This is a genomic window from Arthrobacter sp. TmtSoilC48, from assembly GCF_059739425.1.
Genome location: NZ_AP046049.1, coordinates 334136 through 354449, shown reverse-complemented (window position 1 = coordinate 354449; position 20314 = coordinate 334136). Strand labels below are relative to the sequence as shown.

Annotated in this window: 21 protein-coding genes; 13 read left to right on the top strand and 8 right to left on the bottom strand. The window is 63.8% G+C overall.

The window, feature by feature from the left end:
• Positions 1-70 precede the first annotated feature (70 nt).
• The 7 genes from AC6I97_RS01750 to AC6I97_RS01720 are packed head-to-tail and all read left to right on the top strand — an operon-like array spanning position 71 to position 7024.
• On the top strand, positions 71-658 hold the full coding sequence (locus AC6I97_RS01750; RefSeq protein WP_224165985.1) for a D-glycero-alpha-D-manno-heptose-1,7-bisphosphate 7-phosphatase: 588 nt from the start codon (positions 71-73) through the stop codon (positions 656-658).
• Entirely contained in the window at positions 655-1743 is a 1089-nt protein-coding gene (locus AC6I97_RS01745) for a glycosyltransferase family 9 protein (protein ID WP_497943924.1), read from the top strand. Before AC6I97_RS01750 ends, AC6I97_RS01745 begins: the two co-directional genes overlap by 4 nt.
• Positions 1740-2861 (top strand): glycosyltransferase, encoded by a 1122-nt coding sequence (locus tag AC6I97_RS01740; RefSeq protein ID WP_497943923.1) that lies wholly within the window; start codon positions 1740-1742, stop codon positions 2859-2861. Before AC6I97_RS01745 ends, AC6I97_RS01740 begins: the two co-directional genes overlap by 4 nt.
• A complete protein-coding gene (locus tag AC6I97_RS01735) occupies positions 2858-4126 on the top strand; it encodes a glycosyltransferase (RefSeq protein WP_497943922.1) in 1269 nt (422 codons plus the stop codon). Before AC6I97_RS01740 ends, AC6I97_RS01735 begins: the two co-directional genes overlap by 4 nt.
• The gene (locus AC6I97_RS01730) at positions 4123-4842 is read left to right on the top strand and encodes a D-sedoheptulose-7-phosphate isomerase (RefSeq protein WP_497943921.1); all 720 of its coding nucleotides are present in this window, start codon (positions 4123-4125) and stop codon (positions 4840-4842) included. The genes AC6I97_RS01735 and AC6I97_RS01730 overlap by 4 nt, the downstream gene beginning before the upstream one ends.
• Positions 4839-6287: a PfkB family carbohydrate kinase gene (locus tag AC6I97_RS01725; protein ID WP_497943920.1), complete on the top strand. Its 1449-nt coding sequence runs from the start codon at positions 4839-4841 to the stop codon at positions 6285-6287. The genes AC6I97_RS01730 and AC6I97_RS01725 overlap by 4 nt, the downstream gene beginning before the upstream one ends.
• 41 nt (positions 6288-6328) lie before the next feature.
• A complete protein-coding gene (locus AC6I97_RS01720) occupies positions 6329-7024 on the top strand; it encodes an SDR family oxidoreductase (protein WP_497943919.1) in 696 nt (231 codons plus the stop codon).
• Here AC6I97_RS01720 and AC6I97_RS01715 read toward each other — a convergent pair.
• Positions 6990-8153 carry a glycosyltransferase family 9 protein gene (locus tag AC6I97_RS01715; protein WP_497943918.1) on the bottom strand — a complete coding sequence of 388 codons (1164 nt, stop codon included), beginning with the start codon at positions 8151-8153 and terminating at the stop codon, positions 6990-6992. The genes AC6I97_RS01720 and AC6I97_RS01715 overlap by 35 nt on opposite strands.
• A 114-nt stretch (positions 8154-8267) precedes the next feature.
• Between AC6I97_RS01715 and rfaE2 the strand changes: the two genes are divergently transcribed.
• Positions 8268-9845, top strand: a complete 1578-nt coding sequence (rfaE2, locus tag AC6I97_RS01710) for a D-glycero-beta-D-manno-heptose 1-phosphate adenylyltransferase (RefSeq protein WP_497943917.1) — start codon at positions 8268-8270, stop codon at positions 9843-9845.
• 33 nt (positions 9846-9878) lie between these two features.
• The gene (locus tag AC6I97_RS01705) at positions 9879-10913 is read left to right on the top strand and encodes an NAD-dependent epimerase/dehydratase family protein (protein WP_497943916.1); all 1035 of its coding nucleotides are present in this window, start codon (positions 9879-9881) and stop codon (positions 10911-10913) included.
• A gap of 18 nt (positions 10914-10931) precedes the next feature.
• Here AC6I97_RS01705 and AC6I97_RS01700 read toward each other — a convergent pair whose 3' ends face one another.
• The gene (locus AC6I97_RS01700; RefSeq protein ID WP_497943915.1) at positions 10932-12014 is read right to left on the bottom strand and encodes an FUSC family protein; all 1083 of its coding nucleotides are present in this window, start codon (positions 12012-12014) and stop codon (positions 10932-10934) included.
• Positions 12015-12175: 161 nt separating this feature from the next.
• Here AC6I97_RS01700 and AC6I97_RS01695 point away from each other — a divergent pair, with 161 nt between their 5' ends.
• The 3 genes from AC6I97_RS01695 to AC6I97_RS01685 are packed head-to-tail and all read left to right on the top strand — an operon-like array spanning position 12176 to position 14207.
• Positions 12176-13207, top strand: coding sequence for a hypothetical protein (locus AC6I97_RS01695; protein WP_497943914.1), 1032 nt, complete (start codon positions 12176-12178; stop codon positions 13205-13207).
• The gene (locus AC6I97_RS01690; RefSeq protein ID WP_224165994.1) at positions 13204-13635 is read left to right on the top strand and encodes a phage holin family protein; all 432 of its coding nucleotides are present in this window, start codon (positions 13204-13206) and stop codon (positions 13633-13635) included. Before AC6I97_RS01695 ends, AC6I97_RS01690 begins: the two co-directional genes overlap by 4 nt.
• A complete protein-coding gene (locus AC6I97_RS01685; protein WP_224094596.1) occupies positions 13632-14207 on the top strand; it encodes a DUF3618 domain-containing protein in 576 nt (191 codons plus the stop codon). The genes AC6I97_RS01690 and AC6I97_RS01685 overlap by 4 nt, the downstream gene beginning before the upstream one ends.
• A gap of 39 nt (positions 14208-14246) precedes the next feature.
• Here the strand turns inward: AC6I97_RS01685 and AC6I97_RS01680 are convergent, their stop codons facing one another.
• Complete coding sequence (locus tag AC6I97_RS01680; RefSeq protein WP_497943715.1) at positions 14247-15485, bottom strand: IS110 family RNA-guided transposase; 1239 nt, start codon at positions 15483-15485, stop codon at positions 14247-14249.
• A gap of 868 nt (positions 15486-16353) precedes the next feature.
• A complete protein-coding gene (locus AC6I97_RS01675; protein ID WP_497943913.1) occupies positions 16354-16740 on the bottom strand; it encodes a hypothetical protein in 387 nt (128 codons plus the stop codon).
• 142 nt (positions 16741-16882) lie between these two features.
• Between AC6I97_RS01675 and AC6I97_RS01670 the strand changes: the two genes are divergently transcribed.
• On the top strand, positions 16883-17287 hold the full coding sequence (locus AC6I97_RS01670) for a hypothetical protein (protein ID WP_497943912.1): 405 nt from the start codon (positions 16883-16885) through the stop codon (positions 17285-17287).
• A gap of 4 nt (positions 17288-17291) precedes the next feature.
• On the opposite strand, the gene AC6I97_RS01665 is transcribed toward AC6I97_RS01670, so the two are convergent.
• Genes AC6I97_RS01665 through AC6I97_RS01650 form a run of 4 tightly spaced genes read right to left on the bottom strand, consistent with a single transcriptional unit; the run spans position 17292 to position 20293 of the window.
• Positions 17292-17891 carry a hypothetical protein gene (locus AC6I97_RS01665; RefSeq protein ID WP_224094599.1) on the bottom strand — a complete coding sequence of 200 codons (600 nt, stop codon included), beginning with the start codon at positions 17889-17891 and terminating at the stop codon, positions 17292-17294.
• A gap of 51 nt (positions 17892-17942) precedes the next feature.
• Positions 17943-18536 (bottom strand): RDD family protein, encoded by a 594-nt coding sequence (locus AC6I97_RS01660; RefSeq protein WP_497943911.1) that lies wholly within the window; start codon positions 18534-18536, stop codon positions 17943-17945.
• Positions 18537-18539: 3 nt separating this feature from the next.
• Positions 18540-19316: a hypothetical protein gene (locus AC6I97_RS01655; protein WP_224165998.1), complete on the bottom strand. Its 777-nt coding sequence runs from the start codon at positions 19314-19316 to the stop codon at positions 18540-18542.
• Positions 19313-20293, bottom strand: coding sequence for a hypothetical protein (locus AC6I97_RS01650; protein WP_497943910.1), 981 nt, complete (start codon positions 20291-20293; stop codon positions 19313-19315). The genes AC6I97_RS01655 and AC6I97_RS01650 overlap by 4 nt, the downstream gene beginning before the upstream one ends.
• Positions 20294-20314: the final 21 nt, after the last annotated feature.

Genomic DNA, 20314 nt, shown 5'->3' with positions numbered 1-20314 from the left:
GCTGGCCCCGCAGGGAAACTTCTCGTCGTCACGCTGTTTAGTGTCGGGAAAACTGGGGAACGTTGCGGGTATGGGAGGAACTGGAACGTTGAAAGCGGTCCTGTTTGACCGCGATGGAACGCTCGTCGTTGACGTGCCCTATAACGGCAACCCGCAACTGGTGCGGCCCATGGATTCTGCCCGTTCGGCTCTTGAGCAGGTACGCCGGGCGGGACTGGCGACAGGGGTGCTGAGCAACCAGTCGGGTGTTGCCCGTGGCCTGCTGACGTTGAATCAGGTCCACGCCGTGAACCGGCGCGTTGAGGAGCTTCTGGGCCCGTTCGATGTGTGGGAAATCTGCCCGCATGGCCCGGCCGATGGCTGTACCTGCCGCAAGCCTGCGCCGGGAATGATTCTCGCCGCATGCAGCACGTTGGGGCTGCACCCGTCCCAGGTGGCCTTCGTTGGGGACATCGGTGCCGACGTCGAAGCAGCGACGGCAGCCGGCTCGCGGTCCGTACTGGTGCCCACCCACGTGACGCGGTCCGAGGAAATTGAGGCGGCGGGGGTGGTCGCGGAGAACCTGTTGGCCGCCGTCGGGCTGTTGCTGGATGCCGCGACAGGCACGACAGGAGGGGAATTCCCGAAACCCGACGCCAGGCAGGATTCACCCGTATGAGCCGCGTCCTGGTGGCCCGACTGGACAGCATGGGCGATGTGCTCCTCGCTGGACCCGCCCTGCGTGCCGTGGCGAATGGAAGCAGGCCGGACGGCAGCAGACGCAACGATGTCGTTCTCCTCTGCGGCCCCGAGGGCGCCGGCGCGGCGGAGATGCTTCCCGGAGTCACCCAGGTCCAGACGTGGCCGTGCCCATGGATCGTGAATCCCGCGCCCGCCGTGACGCCCGAGCTGACCAATGGCCTGATCGAGTTCGTGCGCAGCTCCAGGATTGAGGAAGCCGTGATCCTCACGTCCTTCCATCAGTCCCCGCTTCCGTTGGCACTGTTGCTGCGGCTGGCAGGCGTCAAGCGCATCACGGGTGCCTCCACTGACTACGCCGGCTCCCTGCTGGACGTCCGGTTGAAACCCGGGGAAGACTTCGCCGAGGACCAGCCCGAAGTTGTGCGGGCGCTGGGGATTGCGCAGGCAGCAGGTTTCCAGCTTCCCCGGGGCGACGACGGCAAGCTCCACATCAACCCGCTGGACGAACCCGGGGAGCTGGTGGATGAACTCACCCAAAAGGGTCCGTACATCGTGGTCCACCCGGGCGCAGCTGCTCCGGCGAGGGCGTGGCCTGCACTCCACCACGCTGCCACCGTGGAACTCCTTGAAGCGTATGGGCACCGGGTGGTGGTCACGGGAGGGCCGGGCGAAACATCGCTGACGGCAACCGTGGCAGGACCCTCGGCACACAATCTCGGTGGCACCACAGACTTGCGGACACTGGCAGCGGTACTCGCGGGCGCCGCCGTCGTGGTCACCGGCAACACGGGTCCCGCCCACTTGGCGGCAGCTGTCGGAACTCCGGTGGTGTGCCTGTTTTCCCCTGTGGTTCCTGCGATCCGCTGGGCGCCCTACGGCGTTCCGATGGAATTGCTCGGCGACCAGGAAGCAGCATGCAGGAACACGCGGGCACGCATCTGCCCGGTACCGGGCCACCCGTGCCTTAGCTCAGTTACCCCGGAACAAGTCCTTGAGGCCGTGGAACGGCTGTTGGGGGGAGTGTCCTCGCTCAGCACCCGAAGAAAGGTGTGGAAACCATGAGGATCCTGGTCTGGCATGTCCACGGAGGATGGATGGAGGCCTTCGTCAGGGGCCGGCACGAATACCTCCTTCCGGTAGAGCCCGACGGCGGTGCGTGGGGTTTGGGGCGGGGCGGCAGGGAGTGGCCGCTCGCCGCGCAGGAGATTGACCTGGACACCGTTGATCCGGACAGCGTGGACGTGGTGGTCCTGCAACGTCCGGAGGAGATCGCCGCGGTTGCCCGGAAGCTGGGTCGAAGGCCTGGAGTGGACCTGCCTGCCGTCTTCGTTGAACACAACACGCCCAAAGGCGACGTCCCGTTCACTCTCCATCCACTGGCCGATCAGCACGGTATCCCCGTGGTTCATGTGACGCACTTCAACCAGCTCTTCTGGGACACGGGATCCACGCCAACAGTGGTCATCGAGCACGGCATCCCGGATCCCGGCCGGCTTTATACCGGTGAACGCGAAGAGATGGGGGTGGTGGTCAACGAACCCGTCCGTCGCGGCCGGGTGACGGGCACGGACCTCCTTCCGGGCTTCGCCGGAGTAGGGCCGCTGCGGGTGTTCGGGATGGGGACGGAAGCCCTGCCCGAAGCACTGAACCTGAAGGGGTTCGGCCTGAGCGAGGAGCGCCTGCGGATTTCCGGGGACGTACCCGCGCCCCGGCTGCATCAGGAACTCGCCCGCTGCCGGCTCTACCTGCATCCCCTCCGTTGGACATCCCTCGGGTTGGCCTTGCTCGAAGCCATGCACCTGGGAATGCCGGTCCTGGCACTGGCGACCACTGAGGCGACCCGGGCTATCCCGCCGGGAGCAGGTCTTGTTTCGAACAACGTGGACGAACTCCAACGGTTTGCGCGGTGCCTGCTGGACGAGCCCGGTGACGCCTATGCGATGGGGATGGTGGCCCGGGCCGCAGCCTTGGAACGCTATGGGCTCGGGAAATTCCATCAGGCCTGGGACGAACTCCTGGCGGATCTCCCCACGGCCCGCCCTTCGCTTGCCGATACCGGCCTTCCTGAAAAGCAGATCCCCGAAAAGCAGGTCCCGAATAAACAGCTCCCCGACACGGAACGCCGCCCGCAACCCGGTTCGGAGTCCGTCAGCCATGACACAGAGAGGACGCACCCATGAAAATCTCCATGGTTTCCGAACACGCCAGTCCATTGGCCGCCTTGGGAGGTGTGGACGCCGGGGGGCAAAACGTCCATGTGGCGGCCCTTTCATCAAGTCTTGCCAGCCGTGGCCATCAAGTCACCGTGTACACGCGGCGGGATGACCCGGATCTTCCTGCAAAGGTGCAGGTTGCGCCGGGACTCACCGTGGTCAACGTTGACGCCGGCCCGGCCCGCCACATCCCCAAGGACGAACTGCTTCCTTTCATGGGTGAGCTCGCCGACGGCATCTGCCGGGACTGGGCCGGCTCGGTCCCGGACGTTGTCCACGCGCACTTCTGGATGTCCGGGCTGGCCGCGATCCAGGCTTCCAGGCGGGCCGGTGCCGCCGAGCCCATTGCCGTGGTCCAGACCTTCCACGCACTGGGTTCGGTCAAGCGCAGGCACCAAGGTTCAGCGGACACCAGCCCACCCGCGCGTGCATGGCTGGAACCGTGGGTAGGGCGCACGGCGGACTGGGTGATCGCCACCTGCCCTGACGAGGTCTTTGAGCTCAAGGCGCTGGGCATTGGCAGGTCGAGGATTTCCATCGCACCATGCGGGGTGGACCTCAACCTCTTCCCGGGCACTGGAGAACCAGAGAATAAGTCCCGCACGCACCGCATCCTCAGTGTCGGCCGCCTGGTTCCCAGGAAGGGCGTGGATCTGGTGATCCAGGCACTGCCCCTCCTTGCTGAAGCCGGTTTCGACGACGTCGAGCTCCTCATCGTCGGAGGCTCCGGCGACGCCCTGAACCTGGAAGAGGATCCGGAAGCCCAGAGGCTTCGCGCCTTGACCAAGGAACTCGGCGTGGAGGACAAGGTCACCATGCGGGGACAGGTACCGCGCGACGCCATGCCCGGAATCTTCCGCAGCGCAGACGCCGTGGTCTGCACGCCGTGGTACGAACCGTTCGGCATCGTTCCCCTCGAAGCCATGGCCTGCGGAGTGCCCGTAGTGGCCGCGGCCGTCGGCGGACTCCGGGAGACCGTCGTCGACCAGAAAACCGGACTGCACGTACCGCCGCGGGACCCGGAAGCAATCGCCGACGCCGTGGGGCGGCTCCTCGCCGACCCCGCCTTGCGTGCCGAAATGGGCCGGGCCGGAAACCGCCGCGCCCGCTCGCGCTACTCCTGGGACCGCATCGCCGCGGACACCGAGAAAGCGTACCGGTCCGTCTTGGCCGCGGGGTTGTCCCGGCAAGCCGGAGAAGGCCTGGAACCACTGGAAGGAACAGCGCTGTGACTACAGAATCGACAGTTCCCAAGAGAATCACGCGGAACACGCAGCCCGTCCCGGATACCGTGCCCGCAGGCTGGAGCGGGTCTACAAGCTCAACAAACACCCGTGAACCACAGATCGCCTCAGAGGTCGCCGCACACCTGGACAACGTACTGCCAGCGCTCGAGTCCCTGCGCTCGCAGGCCGCCCGCCTTTCCGAATGGGGAACCGAGCTCGCCCACCGGCTTCTGTCCGGACAACGGCTGCTGGCCGCCGGCAATGGGGGATCAGCGGCCGAAGCCCAGCATCTCACCGCAGAACTCGTAGGCAGGTTCGACGCCGAACGCGCACCCTTCTCCGCAATTTCCCTGCACGCCGAAACCTCCGCCCTCACGGCACTGTCCAACGACTACGGCTACGAGGAAGTCTTCGCCCGCCAGGTCAGGGCACACGGCCGGGCAGGGGACGTCCTCATCCTGCTCTCCACGAGCGGGCGCAGCCCCAACCTCCTGTCCGCCGTCCGGGCAGCAGGAGAACGCGGCATCACCACGTGGGCGCTGACCGGCGCCGGGCCCAACCCCCTGGCCGAAGCCTGCGACCAAGCCATCACAGTGGACGCCATCGCCGCCAACGCCCAGGAAGGCCACCTCATTGCTGTCCACGCTGTATGCCGCGCCTTCGATGCGGAGGTCGCGAGGAGGACGCGTCCGCGCCCGGCCGGGGACGGAGCCCAGCCATGAAAGTGACAGTCGTAGGTGACGTCCTCCTGGACGTGGACATCAACGGCACCGCCACCCGGCTCAGCCCCGACGCGCCCGTACCCGTTGTGGACGTTGCCCATATCCGGCGTCGGGCAGGTGGCGCGGGCCTCGTGGCTACCCTGCTTGCACGCGACGGTCACGACGTCGCCCTGGTCACCGCGGTATCGGACGACGACGGCGCCAGCCACCTCAGGCGCGCCCTGGCCGGTGTCGCCATACTCACCGGAGCCCCGCTCGCCCCAACGCCCACCAAGACCCGCGTGCGTATTGGGACCCACCCCGTGGTCCGGTTCGATGAAGGATGCGCACCTGCCCCTTCCCCGTCATGCACCGCGGAGATGCTCGCTGCCATTGCCTCCGCGGAAGCGGTTATCGTAGCCGACTACGGCCGCGGAATCGCGGCAAACCCCGACATCCGCACTGCGCTCGCCGACTCCGCCCGCCACGTCCCGGTGGTGTGGGATCCGCACCCTGCCGGTTCGGAGCCGGTCCCGGGTACCGCCGTCGTAACGCCCAACCTCGCAGAGGCGCGGGCCGCTGCGAAGGCGGGCGGGCGGCATCCGTCCAAGAGCACTGCGGAGGACGCAGGGAAACATTTGCTGGATCGCTGGGGAAGCCGTGCCGTCCTGGTCACGACCGGCGAAGAGGGCGCGGTTTTGGTGGAAGGTGCGGGGCCGGGCAGGATCATCCCCGCCCCAAAGACAATCGTGGACGATCCTTGCGGAGCCGGAGACCGCCTGGCGGGGAGCCTTGCCGTGTATTTGGGTCTGGGACTCGCGCTGCCTGCCGCTGCGGCCAGGGCTGTCGAGGATGCCTCCGCGTTCCTCGCGAAGGGCGGAGCCTCCTCCCTGGCCATGGATACGAGTACGCCCGACGCAGTAAATGGCAAGCAGCCTGGCAAGGCAAAGGGGAGTCCCGTCGTCGAGCTTTTTGGCCGCTTTCCGGGCGTGGAACCGGGCATCCAAGGCCTGGAACCGGGAATCCAACTCGCGCGGACAATCCGGGCGGGTGGCGGGACCGTCGTCGCGACCGGCGGCTGCTTCGACCTCCTCCATGCCGGTCACGCACGCACGCTGGCCGCGGCCCGGGACATGGGGGACTGCCTCATCGTTTGCTTGAATTCCGATGAGTCCGTCCGGCGTCTGAAGGGCCCGCACCGGCCGATCGTCAGGATGGAGGACCGGGCAGAGCTCTTGCTCGCGTTGTCCTGCGTTGATGCCGTGGTGGTCTTCGACGAGGACACCCCCGAAGCCTGCCTGAACCAACTCAGGCCCGATATTTGGGTCAAAGGCGGAGATTACGAACCCCATGAATTGCCGGAAGCCAGCCTCGTGGCTGCGTGGGGAGGGCGTTGCGTAACGGTGCCCTTCCATCCGGCCCGCTCCACCAGCGGCCTGGCTGAAGCACTCGCCAAAGTCAGCTGAACGGAAGTCTCATCCAAGAATCGACCACCGAAAGGAACCGTATGAACACGCAAACTCCCGGCCGCGTCATCGTCACCGGAGGCGGCTCGGGCCTCGGCGCTGCAATCGTCGATGCCATCCGCGACGCCGAAGGCACTCCCTTCGTCTTCGACCGCAACATCAGCAACGTATCCGGCGCGAAAGCCCTTGAAGTCGACGTCTCCAACCGTGAATCAGTTGAAGCGGCTGTGAAGGAGGCAGCCGAAAGCCTCGGCGGCCTGGATGGGGTGGTGACGGCCGCGGGCATCGACCGCTGTGGCAAACTGGCGGACGTTCCCGCAGCCGAGTGGGAAAAGGTGATTGGAGTGAATCTCCTGGGCACCGTTTCCGTGGTCCGTGCGGCGCTGCCCTATTTGAAGGAATCCCGGGGCCGGGCGATCACCATAGCATCAACCCTCGGCTTGCGTGCACTGCCGGACGCCACGGCGTACTGCGCCTCCAAGTTCGGCGTCATCGGATTCAGCCGGGCACTGGCCGCCGAAACCGGGGGAGTCATTGGTGTCACCACCATCATCCCGGGCGGCATGAAGACACACTTCTTTGATGACCGCGATGAACAATACAAGCCGCAGGACGACTCCAAACTCAACGATCCTGCGAATGTGGCGCAAGCCGTGGTGTTCGCGTTGTCGCAGCCGTTTGGCAGCGAGGTCCGCGAGCTCCTTATTTGCCCCGCAGAAGAAGGCTCGTGGCCATAAGGTCATGCACGTCCTGAACAACGTCGGCCACGGCGATGCCCCGGATCAGGGTGTCGTCGTGGCCGCAGTGCTGTGCAGACCAGCCCACCTGGGTCACATCGGCCCCACACACCGGGCACTCGGTCACCCACGACATGTGGACGCGGTGCAGGCTCCGGCCCCGGGGCCCTGCGTTGAAGACGTTGCCTACCCAGAAGATCCCCACGGTTGGTGTTCCAAGGGCTTGCGCTAAATGCCGGGGACCGCTGTCGCTGGCAAGCATTACGGTGGCCGCGTCCAGGAGCGCGGCGAGTTCGCCGATCTCCAGTTCGCCGGCAACTGAGCGCACGGCATCTTTGTCCTGAACTGTCAGTTGCCTTGCCGCGAGTTCCGCCACTTCCTGGGCCAGCGCCTTTTCGGAGCGGTCACCCACCACCAACACCTGCGCGCCTTCCTGGGCGATGGTCGCGGCAGCTTCAGCAAAGTACGACGCCGGCCATCGCCGCCGCGGATCGGTGGCACCCGGGTGGAGCACCAGGAGGGGACGCCGTTGGTTGAGCAGGCTTTCGACGCTTTGTTGGTGTTCGGGCAGGGGCCGCAAGGGTGGAGAAATGATGGTTGGCACCCCCGCCAAGCCCGCTACCTCAAGCCATCGATCAGGCTCGTTTTGGTAGTAGATGTAATCGAGATTCCGTTCCAGGGGCTCGGCGTCCTTTGTTCGGGTGCCCACCGTGTGCCGCGCCCCCAGACGGAGCAGGAAAGGGTTGGAGTACCGGCCACCGCCATGCATTTGCAGCGCGAGGTCGAACTTGCGGGCGCGCATGGCTGAGCAGAATTCTTCCTGGGCAAGTCTGTCGTCGGTGTCGTCGTTTTGATCGCCGTCTTTGTGGTGGCGGTCGCGGACGCCTTTGGCGAACGGGAGAATTTCCACCTCGTCAATGGGCCCATCCGTCCCGGCCGCCAAAGCCGCATGGATCGGCGTGCCCAGGAGCGTGATCGCGGCTTCAGGATAGGCCGCTTTCAGGGCATAGAGCGCCGGATATGCGTAAATCACATCGCCCAGGCCGCCACCCCTCAGGACCGCAATCCTTTCCACATCCGGGAACTTTTCCAGCACCGGGCCAACGCCCAAATTCGGTTGAACAGCCATCTGGACTTCCCTTCGTCAAAGGTGCTGGAAAACTACCGGACCCGGCGTGTGAACCGCGGGCTGCGGGGTACCTGAGGGGAGCAGGAACATGCCGCCTCTACCGGAAGGTACCCAATGGCACGCCTATCCAATCAAGAAGGTTTGGCCGAATGGCTGCCGCGCCGCCTGGCCGAAGAACGGCCCGTTGTGACAGTTGTCGGCGACGCAATCCTGGACGGTTGGTGGGACGGGCTGATTGAGCGCTTTTGCCGCGAAGCTCCCGCCCCAGTGGTCCAGGTCAAGCGCCGCGACTTCGCCCCCGGAGGAGCGGCCAATACTGCCATGAACCTGGCGGCCCTTGGCGCGGACGTCAGGTTTGTCTCGTTGGTCGGCCAGGATTCTGCGGGTCAGGAACTCCTTGGGAGACTCGCTGCTGCCGGCATCGACATATCCGGCGTGGTGCAGCAGCCCGGCATGGTCACCACCACCAAGTTCCGGATAAGCAGTGCCGGCCAAGTGATGCTTCGCCTGGATGACGCCGCCACAGAGGTCCCTTCGGAGGGCCTTCAGGAGTTGGCGGCCACCATCCCGGGAGCGCTGGCGGGGTCCAACGCCGTGGTGTTGTGCGACTACGAGGCCGGGGCTTTGGAGGGGCCGGTGCGTGCAGCTTTGATGAATGCCCTTGGACCCTCCCGTAGTCTCCGGACTGGTTCCCACCCCGACTTCAGCCACAGGCAAGGCACCCTGCTGGTGGTCGATGCCCACCATCCTGCCCGCTGGGCCGAACTCAAGCCGGATCTTGCCACCCCGAACGCCCAGGAAGCTGCCGGGCTGCTGGGAACTGAACTTCCCGGTGGCGCTGCACGTTGCCCGTTCGTGGAAGCCCACGCGGACCAGCTCATTCGCGCCTCAGGTGCGGGCGCCGTCGTCGTGACTTTGGACCGTGACGGGACGCTGACGCTGCGTTCCAGCGATCCGGACGCAAGCGGTGACGATAATAACGGGTCCCGCGCCAACCACCGAACCTGGGCCAGGCCCGAAGCCGAGAAGCAGGCCTCAGGTGCGGGCGACACGTTCGTTGCCGCGCTGACCTTGGCCCGGGCGGCCGGGCTGCCCCTGACTACCAGCGTTGACCTTGCCCAGGCCGCGGCTGACGTGGTGGTCCACCGGCCTGGCACCTCCGTCTGCACCACCGAGGAACTTGCCCGCCACCTGGGCGGCTTCGCCGATACTGCGTTGACTGCCGATGAATTGGCCAGGCAGGTGGAAGCGCACCGCAGGGAGGGCCGGAGGATCGTTCTGACCAATGGGTGCTTCGATGTCCTGCATCGCGGCCACACCCGCTATCTGAACCAAGCCAAGCAGCTGGGCGATGTCCTGGTGGTGGCCCTCAACAGCGATTCCTCGGTGCGGCAGCTGAAGGGACAGGACCGGCCCGTGAATCCAGAGGCGGACCGTGCCGCCGTGATCGCCGCGCTCAGCTGCGTCGATCACGTCACTGTATTCGACACCCCGACTCCCATCCCGCTCATCGAGATGCTGCAGCCCGATGTGTACGCCAAAGGCGGTGACTACACGCCGGAAATGCTGGCCGAGACCGCGGCCGTGGAACGCTACGGCGGCACGGTGACGATTTTGGATTACGTTCCCGAACACTCCACGACGGCGGTGCTGGAGCGTATCCGGTCCACGGGGGAGAATCCCCATGCCTGACGGGGAATTGCAGGAGGGGGAAGGGAGAAACTCATGCGCATAGTCATCACGGGAGCCACGGGCAACGCAGGTACGGCATTGCTGAAGCGGTTGCAGGCTGCGCGCTCGGAAGAGGGCGCGGATCTTGACCTCGTCGGGATAGCGCGACGCGGACCTGACAAGAATGCAGCCCCGTACAACGCAATGAAGTGGCACACGCTGGACGTCGGGGACTATAAGGACCGGGAAGCACTGGAGAACGCGTTCACAGGTGCCGACGCCGTGGTCCATTTGGCCTGGCAGATCCAGCCAAACCACAATCGCGAACTTCTGCGCCGGACCAACGTGGCGGGAACGGCGCACGTACTTGGCGCCGCCCGGGAGGCCGCCGTGAAGCACGTCGTCTGTGCCTCGTCCGTGGGTGCCTATTCACCAGCCCCCAAGGATCAACGGACCAAGGAAAACTGGCCGGCAGGCGGTATCAGGCGATCCCATTACAGCGTGGACAAGGCAGCTCAAGAGCGGCTTCTGGATGGCTTTGCCAAGGAAAATCCGGACATCGTAGTGGCTCGGCTACGCCCGGCACTGATCTTCAGCGCGGAGGCGGGCAGTGAAGTGGGCCGCTACTTCCTGGGGAGCGTTCTCCCACGGCTCATTCCCCGCAAGCCATGGTTGCCCATTCTCCCCATTCCCAATGAGCTGATATTTCAGGCCGTTCACGCCGACGATGTCGCCGATGCCTACTGGCGTGTGCTGGAACGTCAGGCAGAAGGCGCATTCAACATCGCCGCGGAGCCCGTGCTGGATCCCAACGCCCTCGCCTGGATCCTCAACGCACGGCGGCAGTTGCCCCTACCGCTCCCGGTGCTGCGCGCCGTCGTCGAGGTCAGTTGGCGATTGCGCTTGCAGGTAACCGACGGCGGCTGGGTGGACATGGCGGCGGGCGCACCCATCATGGACACAAGCCGTGCGCATAGTCTGCTTGGGTGGATGCCGCACCGCTCATCATTGGAGGCGCTGACGGAAGTGCTGGAGGGTCTCGGTGCCGGCAAGGGGCAGAAGGCCTCGCCACCGTTGACGCCACGCTGATTCCTGACGTTTGTGGTACTAGTCGGCAGGGGATACCACCGTGATGATCCTGCGCAAACTCATGGCCACAGACGCCGCCGCGTTCACCGAAGCCTGGCCAGCTGCAGCTTCCGTGACTGCATCCCCGAGTTCCGAGACCCGGTGCTTGGCTTCCGCCAAGTGGCTCTCCAATTCCCCGGCTTCCCCATCACGCCACTGATCAATCACGCGGGATACGGCCTCCAGCGCCTCGGACAGGTTGGTCAGGACGCTGTCCGGGATGACGGTTCCCGCGTCCTCCTCCCAGATCACGCTGGCCAGGACGTCGGTGATGTCCTGGACATGGAAGGTCAGCCGTTCCACTATCCGCAAACCAGCCAAATCACTTGGTAGGCGGCCAGCACGACGTCGGGACCTGGGGTTCGCTTTTGCACTCAGTTCCGCTTCATGAACGGCAGTACGCACGGCTGCGGCCGTTGCTGAGAGTTCGCCGCTGCGGCTCGCCCAGGCTTCGTGGTTGGGCGGCCAGGATTCCTCCATCGCGCGCGCCATGTCTTTCAACTGTTGGGACAAAGCCCGTTGATGTCCGGCCAAGGCGGGGTCAATTCCCTCAAGATGCAGCGGCGGAAACACCAGCCAGTTCACGGCGAAGCCAACGGCAACGCCCATGGCCATCTGCAGGACGTAGGCAAAGGAGAAGCCCTCCGCATTGGAATCCCCGAGGACGAGTACGAACAAAGCAGCCATGGGAACCCATTCGGAGGCGGTGCCCAGCCGGGGGAGCCCGCCGATGATCACGCCCAATCCCACCACCACGGCAACGGCCAACGCAGTGGGCGCTGCCACCGTGGTCACCGCAAAAGCCATGCCTATACCCAAGGCCAAGCCCATGAGGCTCTGCAGGCCATGTCTGGCGGAGTCTGCCACCGTGGGATGCATGCTCACGAGGGCGCCGAGCGGTGCGTAGTAGGGGTAGGAGGCAGCAGGACCCGGCATGAAGGGTGCGAGATACCAAGCGACGCCTGCCGCCGCGGCAGTTTTGGCCGCAAACAGGAGTCGGTGACGGGTCACAGTTTTTCGGAGCGCGGGAATCAGCCGCCGCCTGGTGGGCTTGTGGCTCATTGATCCAAGGTAGGCGGGTCATACGCTGCGTGTCGAGCTGGGATTTCGATCAGTATGTGGCGATTGAACCACCGGCAAGCGGGTACACACACATTGATAGTAACGATACTTACTATCCCGGCTGCTGTCCGCAGCCTGCCAACTGTGGAAAGAGAGCGACAATGACTGAGAGCCAATCGCCGCAGGACGGAAGCTTCGCGGCGCCACGGACTGGGGTCCCCGCCGGGACCGAGCCTTACACGGGAAGTTACCTGGACTCACCGGTCGAAACCGACACCACCGGCATGGAAACAGATGCCGGCGCCGGAACTACCGGTTACGGGAGCACTACCACGGGATCCGGAACGACGTCCGGCACGGGAAGCGTCGAATCGGCCAAGCACGAAGCCGCCGAAGTGGCCGGCACAGCCCGCGATGCTGCTGGCGGTGTGGTTGAAACAGCCAAGGCCGAAGCCGGAAACGTGGCGCAAGAGGTCAAAATGAACGCCCGGCAATTGCTGACGCAAACCAAGGGCGAGTTGACCGATCAGGCCGCTACCCAGCAACAGAGGGTCGCCGAGGGCTTGCGGTCCATCTCCGACGAGCTATCCACCATGGCCAATGCCAGCCAGGACGGCGGAGTCGCCACGGACCTGGTCCAGCAAGCGGCCCAGCGCTCCTCCTCGATTGCCCACTGGTTGGAAAACCGGGATCCGGGTTCACTCCTGGATGAGGTAAAGAGCTTTGCCCGGCGTAAGCCCGGCACGTTCTTGCTGCTGGCTGCCGGTGCCGGCGTCCTCGCCGGACGTTTGGGCCGGGGAATGGCGGACAACTCGCCCATGACGGGAACGGGCACCTCGGATACCACCACCCGGACCCCGCGCGCCCAGTACTACCCAACCCAGGGTGGCGCTGTGTCACCTCCGGCAGTTGATCTGCCAGGGCCCCAGACGACAACCGCTGGATACGGAACGACGGGTGCCGGGTATGGAACGACAGCTGCTGGAACGGGTGCTGGATACGGAACGACAGCTGCTGGAACGGGAGCTGGAACCGACACGGGATACGGCGCGGGCACCACGGGTGGCCTTGAAGGATCAACCATGCCCTACCCGGAAACCGATGCCGGTGGCGTGAAGGCCCAAGGAGATCCGCTCGCACGTCCCGATGCTCCCAGCGATCCCGATGATCCCGTCTATGGAGGTCCCCGATGAGTAGTCCTGCCGACCTTCCTCCCACCGAAGCCCATCTCAAAGCCGAATCCGTACCCCTCGGCGAGTTGCTGAGCGATCTGACACGCGACGTCTCCACGTTGATGCGGCAGGAAGTTGAGCTGGCCAAGGTAGAGCTCAAGGAATCGGCCACCAAGGCCGGAAAGGGTGCAGGGATGATGGCCGGAGCCGCTTGGGCCGGGCATCTGACCGTGCTTTTCCTTTCCCTGGCTCTTTGGTGGGCCTTGGGTCAGCTCATAGGCCTGGGATGGTCCGCCGTTGTTGTAGCGGTCATCTGGGGCATAGTCGCAGCGGTGCTGGCCTCGATGGGGCGAAAGGAATTGAACGCCATCAAAGGCATGCCGCGCACCACCGAGACAGTCAAGGAAATACCTCCAACCTTCAAACCGAATACTGAGGAGACACGATGACGCAGAATCCCGACGCCCTGCGCGCCGACATCGAACAAACTCGCAGGCGGCTCAGTACCAACGTTGACGCCGTAGCTGACAAGGTCACGCCCTCGCACATCGTCAACCGGAGGGTAGACAGGATCAAGACGGCCGTGTTTGGCGCCCGCGACGATGTTCAGGACAGGGCGGGCCATGTTGCCCATCAGGCCCAGGACGCTGTTTCCGGTGTGGTCTCGGACATTGGCGACGCACCGCAGGTGATCACACGAAAAGCCCAAGGCAACCCCATTGCTGCCGGCTTGATCGCCTTCGGCGCAGGTCTGCTGGTTTCGGCCCTCATCCCACCGTCGGACAAGGAACGCGAGGCTGCCCAGGCAGTTAAGGAAGCAGCCCAGCCGCTGACCGAGGAACTGGGCCACGCCGCCCAGGAGATGGCCGAACACCTCAAGGAGCCGGCGCAGGACGCTGTCCAGAACGTCAAAGACAGCGCCACGGAAGCTGCTGCCAACGTCAAGGACGAGGGCCAGGCGGCTGCTGCAGATGTGCAGGACCGCGCCGCGATGGCCAAGGACAACCTCGGCAACCAGTAATCGCGTTACCCACCCAACTAATACGAAAGTAGGGGTGGATTAGGCTGCGGTGACCGGGGTGATGGTGACGTTGTAGCCGAGGTTGTTGAGTTGTTTGATGGCGCGGTTCATGGCTTTGGTCGGGTTGATCCTGTTGAAGTGGTCGGCGCCGGGGTCGTTGTAGATTTCGCCGGTGCTGAGCATGTGCCAGGCTGCGGTGAGGATGGAATGTTCGACGGCGACAAGGGCTTTATTGCCTCCAGCACGGGCTGTGATGCGCCGGTATTTCGCGGCGAGGTAGGTGTTCTTGGACCGTGTGGCGGACATGGCCGCGGTGCCGAGTGCTGCTTTGAGGTATTTGTTGCCGGGCAGGATGTGTGTGGATTTGAGGTGTCCGGCGGATTCGTTGGCGCTGGGGCAGACCCCGGCCCAGGATGCGAGCCTGCCCGGGGTTTCGAAGACGGTCATGTTCGCGCCGGTTTCGGCGATGATCACTTCGGCGATCCGGTGGGAGACTCCGTGGATGGTGGCCAGGGCTTCCCTGGCGCCACGAAAGGGTTCCATCGCCTCCTCGATCCGGCCAGTGAGCGCTTCGATGGTGCGGGTGTGGGCATCGATCTGGTCCAGGTGCAGCCGTGCCATGAACGCGTGGTGGGGTTTGAACCTGCCGGTGAGGGCATCGACTAGGGCCGGGATTTTCGAACGCATCGCCCCGCGGGCCATTCCTGCCAGAACGTTGGGGTTCCGTTCGCCGTTGATGAGGGCTTCGAGCATGTCCCGGGAGGAGACCCCGGTCAGGTCCGAGACGACGGAGGAGAGTTTGATCCCGGAACTTTCCAGGAACTTCTCCAGCCGTTGGATTTCCCGGGCCCGGTCCCTGGTGGCGATGGCCCTGGCCCGGGTCAGGTCCCGCAGATCGCGGATTGGTTCCGGTGGCACGAACGAGGCCCGTAAGAGCCCGTGCGCGGCCAGCTGGGCGAGCCACGCAGCGTCGGAGACATCGGTTTTGCGTCCCGGGATGTTCCGGGCGGCTTTGGCGTTGACGAGCATCACCGGCAGGGTTTCTTCGAGTAGGTAGAAGAACGGTTTCCAGTAATCGCTAGTCGCTTCCATCACGACAACGGTGACATGTTCGCGTTCGAGGAACTCCCGCAGTTCCAAGATCGCGTTCGTGGTCGCACCCCAAGTGGTTATCTTCGACGTATAGGTCCCGACCCGGGACCCGGGCACGCGCAGGCAGACCTTCGCGTCGCGTTTGGAGATATCCATCCCCGCGGTGCGTTCGTGAACAATGTCCATCTTCTTCCCTCCAACACAGCGCATTCGGTCATGGATGTGTCTGTCTCGGGGAGGACTGGGGAATATTCAGGAATCTAATACTCGTGCTCGACGGCAACAATCCACGGTTCCCGTGGACGCCCTCCACACCAAGCTGAGTCACGGGCTCAAGGCACCAAGTTGGCCCGGCATCGACCGAGACGGACACCATCTATGATCCGCCCACTACACCCGCCCTGACCACAGCCACGGCGCGTCGAACGCATACTTTCCTACTGCACGGCGCGCCAGCGGCGCCCACACGCTGAGTCGCAGCAGATGCCGTTTTGAGGGCCCAAAAGGGCATTAGCTGCGACTCAGTTGGGTTCGCGTTGCTGCGCGCCGTGGGACCGCGAAAGTATGCGGGGTTGGCTCGCCAGGGCTCTGGAGGGCTTTGGCCTTCCGGATAGATCATTGGACTGTCCGTCTCGGTGAACGCCGACCCAACTATGAGCAACCCTCTTAGGGCCATGCTCGACCCTAGAGAAGCGATAGCCTCCAGCCGGTCACCTCGTCCTGGGGTAACCAGCCCGCGCATATTAGTCTGACAACGCCGTCGCCAACGACACGCCGCCCCTCCCGAGGCCGAGACCCGGACCAAAAGGAAGCGACCCCGGAAACCAAACCGGGATCGCTTCCCCACGCCGTTGACAAAACGAACTACATATTAGTTGGGTTAGTGTGTGCGTCAGGGGACCATTCTTACCGTGCCGCCGATGGTTAGCACAGCTGATCCGGCGCGACCCCCGATGAGGACCCTGAAGGAAAGCTGATCTCCATAGGTAACTGTTTCATAGTTCCTGACGTTGCTAGTGCTCTTGCCGGCAAGCATTCTTGAGATCTGATAGCTCTAATTTGCATTGTTGTAAAAGCAGTTATTCCTGATCTGGAACGCGTCGTTTGTATCTGAGAACCGATAATTGCCCATCCTGCAGCTGATGTTCTGATTAATGGTCGGACCGTACACGAACGGCGGTGTAACGGCCCCTCGCGGCTCTATCAATTGCGTATCACCTAATGTGGACTTGACCTGACGGGCGGCATTCTCCGAGAGGGGCGCATCGAACTCGATCCTCAGAGTTGAGTCGGCGGCCGCATTGGTGTCATTGAAGATGACGACCTGTGAGACCGTAGTGTCGTCCGCCGAGGCGCTGGGCACGGCTCCTAGAAGCAGCAGGAGCACTGCTGCGACCAATCCAAAGAATGTCTGCTTGAACTTAGTGCTTTGATAGCGCATATTTCCCCCAAACTAAGTGATTATCACCGATGTCACTCGAATCACCCGACGTAGTAGGTAACACCGCGCGGATGTAATCTAATGACAGAACACCCCGTTACGGCAGAAGTGTTCACAAGGGAGTGGCGCCAGGAGGCTTTTTATGACGGTCAAGATTGTCGAAATTATTAATCACGTCTTGCGCGACGTTGTCTCCAGCGGGTTTGAGCCGCCCCGCATTCATGACGTGGATTGGTACGACGACCCGCGGGTGCTTTCAGTCATGATTTACAGCGCCCGTGATTCCACAGGACGAGGCATTTCAGTCTTGGGTGAACTTTCGCGCGCTGGTCAGCTCGCGTCCGTGGCCGATCAGATTCAGGAGTGGGTCATTGAAGAGAATAGAGCGACTTGCAGCAACTGGCCCCAGTGCCCTCAACACCCAAATAACCACCCCCTAACGCCCCGCGTGGTCAGTGATCAGGGTGTCTGGACCTGCCCGGCATCGAATAGGCCGGTCGCCGCAATCGGTGAGCTGTTTACAGGCAGCACTAAGCCGGGGCTGTAGTCAGTTACCGCACTTCGAGGATCATCTGCAGCAGACGGGCTGCCGCCGGACGGGCAGCGTGTTCCTCCACCCACTGCGCACGGGCAAGTGCTTTGCTGACAGCCTGCGTCGTGATGCCGAGTTCCTGGGCCACGGCCTTTTGCTGGCCACGCACTCCGGGGGTGAGGAGGTCCAGCACCCGCCACTCCGCCGCGCTTCGGTGCTGCACAATATGCCCGAGAAGTCGCAATACTGCTTCGGCTTCTGCCGCCAAAGCTGTGAAGGGACCATCAACGGCAACAGGGACACGTTCCTTCCCGTTGCGGAGGCGGTCAACAGCCCGCCGGGCATAGACAAGACCGTGCCCGGAAGCGTCCTTGACAAGGTTGGGAAGGGGCTCGTTGATGGGCCCCACTCCGATTCCTACATACCATTGGCCGGTCCGGAGGGCGATCAGTGCTGTGTCAACAGCTTGGTGGCCGGACTCGACGATGCCTTGCACCTCATCCTCAACCGAACGGTCGAAGTCGAGCCGTGCCGGAATATGCCGCAGGTCCTTGAGGAGCCCTGGCACGAGATCGCCGTCGCGGCGGCTGTCGCGTTGGTTGATGGTCAGAGTGAACATAGTGGATCACATGCTACCGGCTGGTAGCCGCTCTGCAAGGGCTTGTTTTCCTTAAAATTTTTCTGTCGAGGATGCCCGCTCTGCGGCCGCCACTTTGGGGTCCGGGACCGGCTGCCGGCCCTCCGCCACACCGGATCGGCGATCAAGAGCAGCAAACTTCGGATCCCACGTATCGTCCGAGCTCCCGCTGAACGCCGCAAGAATCAGCATCACCACGAAGAACGGGAAGAAGGACCAGCAGATAGCGCGCCACCCGCCCAACCAGGCACCCGCCGTCGTGCCGTCCTTGATACGTACCGAGCGCATGCCCGCGGCAGCATCGCCGACGCTGCCGGCAGTACCCCAGATCATGCCGTAAACGAACAAACCAACGAACCAGAGAACAACGTAGAGCGTCAACCAGAAGCCGTCGTTGAAGGCCAGAAGTGAGCCACTGTTCATCATGGCATTGCGTGCAACTGCCACTATTGCAGCCAGGATGCCATAGCCTGCAAGGAACACGATCGCGTCAAGGATGCGACCCCAGAAGTGGGCCCCTCCGGATGCTTTCACGAAGTAGGCGCCGGTCCCGGGATGGCGGCGTACAGGGCGGCCGTTGAGGGCATCAACCAAGCCAGTAGCGGTCTGGGACTTCGAATTGCTCATGCGTCAGGCCAGCCCAGCCAGCCCACCGAGGACGCGGGCAAGCGTCGGCGCGGATGTCTCTTTCAGCTCAAGGGAGACAGATTCGCCTTCCACCCGCGGAGTAAGCACGTGCACGCTGCTGGGGCCGGTGTAGACGGTGACAGTTGGAAAGTCGTTCGTATCAGAATTGAAGACCACCACGTTGCTGGCCGCCTGCGTATCGGCCAGGGCCGTTGCGGCATATTCTTCGAACCCGGCCTCAGAGTAAACAGTGGGATCGGTGTCGCGGTTGGCCGCTGTGTTCGGGTCAACGAATTCCGCCAGGCGCGGAGCCAACTGGTCCCGGGTGACAACAGTGAAGCCGTGCAGCCCGCCTTCATCCACTTCTTCCAGCAGCACGCCGTCGTCGTGGATGTAGCCGTAGAGCCAGCGCTTGCCGGTGGAAACGGTGCGTTCCACTGAGACCACGCTGCTGCCACTGCGACGCAGTGTCAGGGCGCCTGTGATTTCCTCCGTGGCGTGCAGACGGGTGGGTTCGGTCTCGCCTTCAAAGATCACAGGGTAGACGAGTTCCTTGGCGAGCAGCCCACGAAGGGCCACGGCGCACATCAGCTCCTTGCTGGCATCCTGCGAAGTGAGCCACGGAAGGGCCACGATTTGCTCGTGCTGGACGCCGTCCAAGGCAACAACCTCTTCATCTGTCAGCGTCGGCAAGGCCTTGCCGGTGGCGCTTGCCGAGGCCAGGACTTTCGCTGCAGCCTGTACGTCCCGCTCGGTCCAATTCATGGTGCTGGTGGTCATCCGAATATCCCTCCGACAAAGTTTCCGACTGACTTGGCGGCATTACCGACCCCGTCTGCCACCTTACTGCCTACATCCTTGGCGAAATTGCCTACTTCCCGGGCGCCGTCGGCGATATAACTGCCAGGGTTCCGGGCGAAGTTGCTGATGGAATCCCAGTTGTCCGCCACCAGGTTCCCCAGCGCCCAGGCGCCGGCAACGATGCCCGCGCCGATCACGATTGGCGCGCCAATGGGCCCCAGCAAAGCTGCGCCGCCGGCCGTCATGAGCATGATGCTGCCCACCCCGCCCACTACGGACAGGCCGCCGGCTACCCGGTCTCCGGTACCGCGCCAGCCGTCGTGCTCCGGACTGATCATGTCGCTGATACCGCCAACAATGTTCAGCGGGGCCGCCAGGGCCCCGGCGACGCGCAGGCCTTTCGAGAACTTGCTGGCATCCTGGAACGCTTGGCTGTAGGGAATGTTGGCCTTCAGGTCCGTGATGACATCAGTGACCTTCTCGCCGCTGCGCAAAGCGCTCAAAGCATCCCGCAGCACCGTACCGCCAGCCCGCCAATTGGTGAGTACCTCGCGGGTCTTGACCCATTCGGCATGTCCGAGCTTCCCGTACTTGTAGGCGGTCCAGAGCTGCGCGCCCAGTTCCTTGACGCCCGTTGCGGTTTCGTAGACATCCGTCAGGACGCCCACCGACGTACCCGAACCGTCATTGTGGCTGGCAAATTCCTGCTGGTTGGCGTGCTTCTTGAGCTGGCTCGCATTGTCCCTGAGCATGTTGGCGGCCTTCACCAGGCTCTGCCTGTGCTGGCTGTTCCAATCGCTCTTGAAGACCGTGGCGTCGCGGCCCTGCCACGCCGTTGCGGAGTTGATGGCGTTGGATAACTGCGCGCTCTGCAGATTGATGGCATCGGCAGCCTTGCCCATGACGCCGGCCAGACTGCGAAGCTGCGCAATGTCCGCGCCGTAGAACCCAGCCATGTGGTACCCCCTGTTACATGC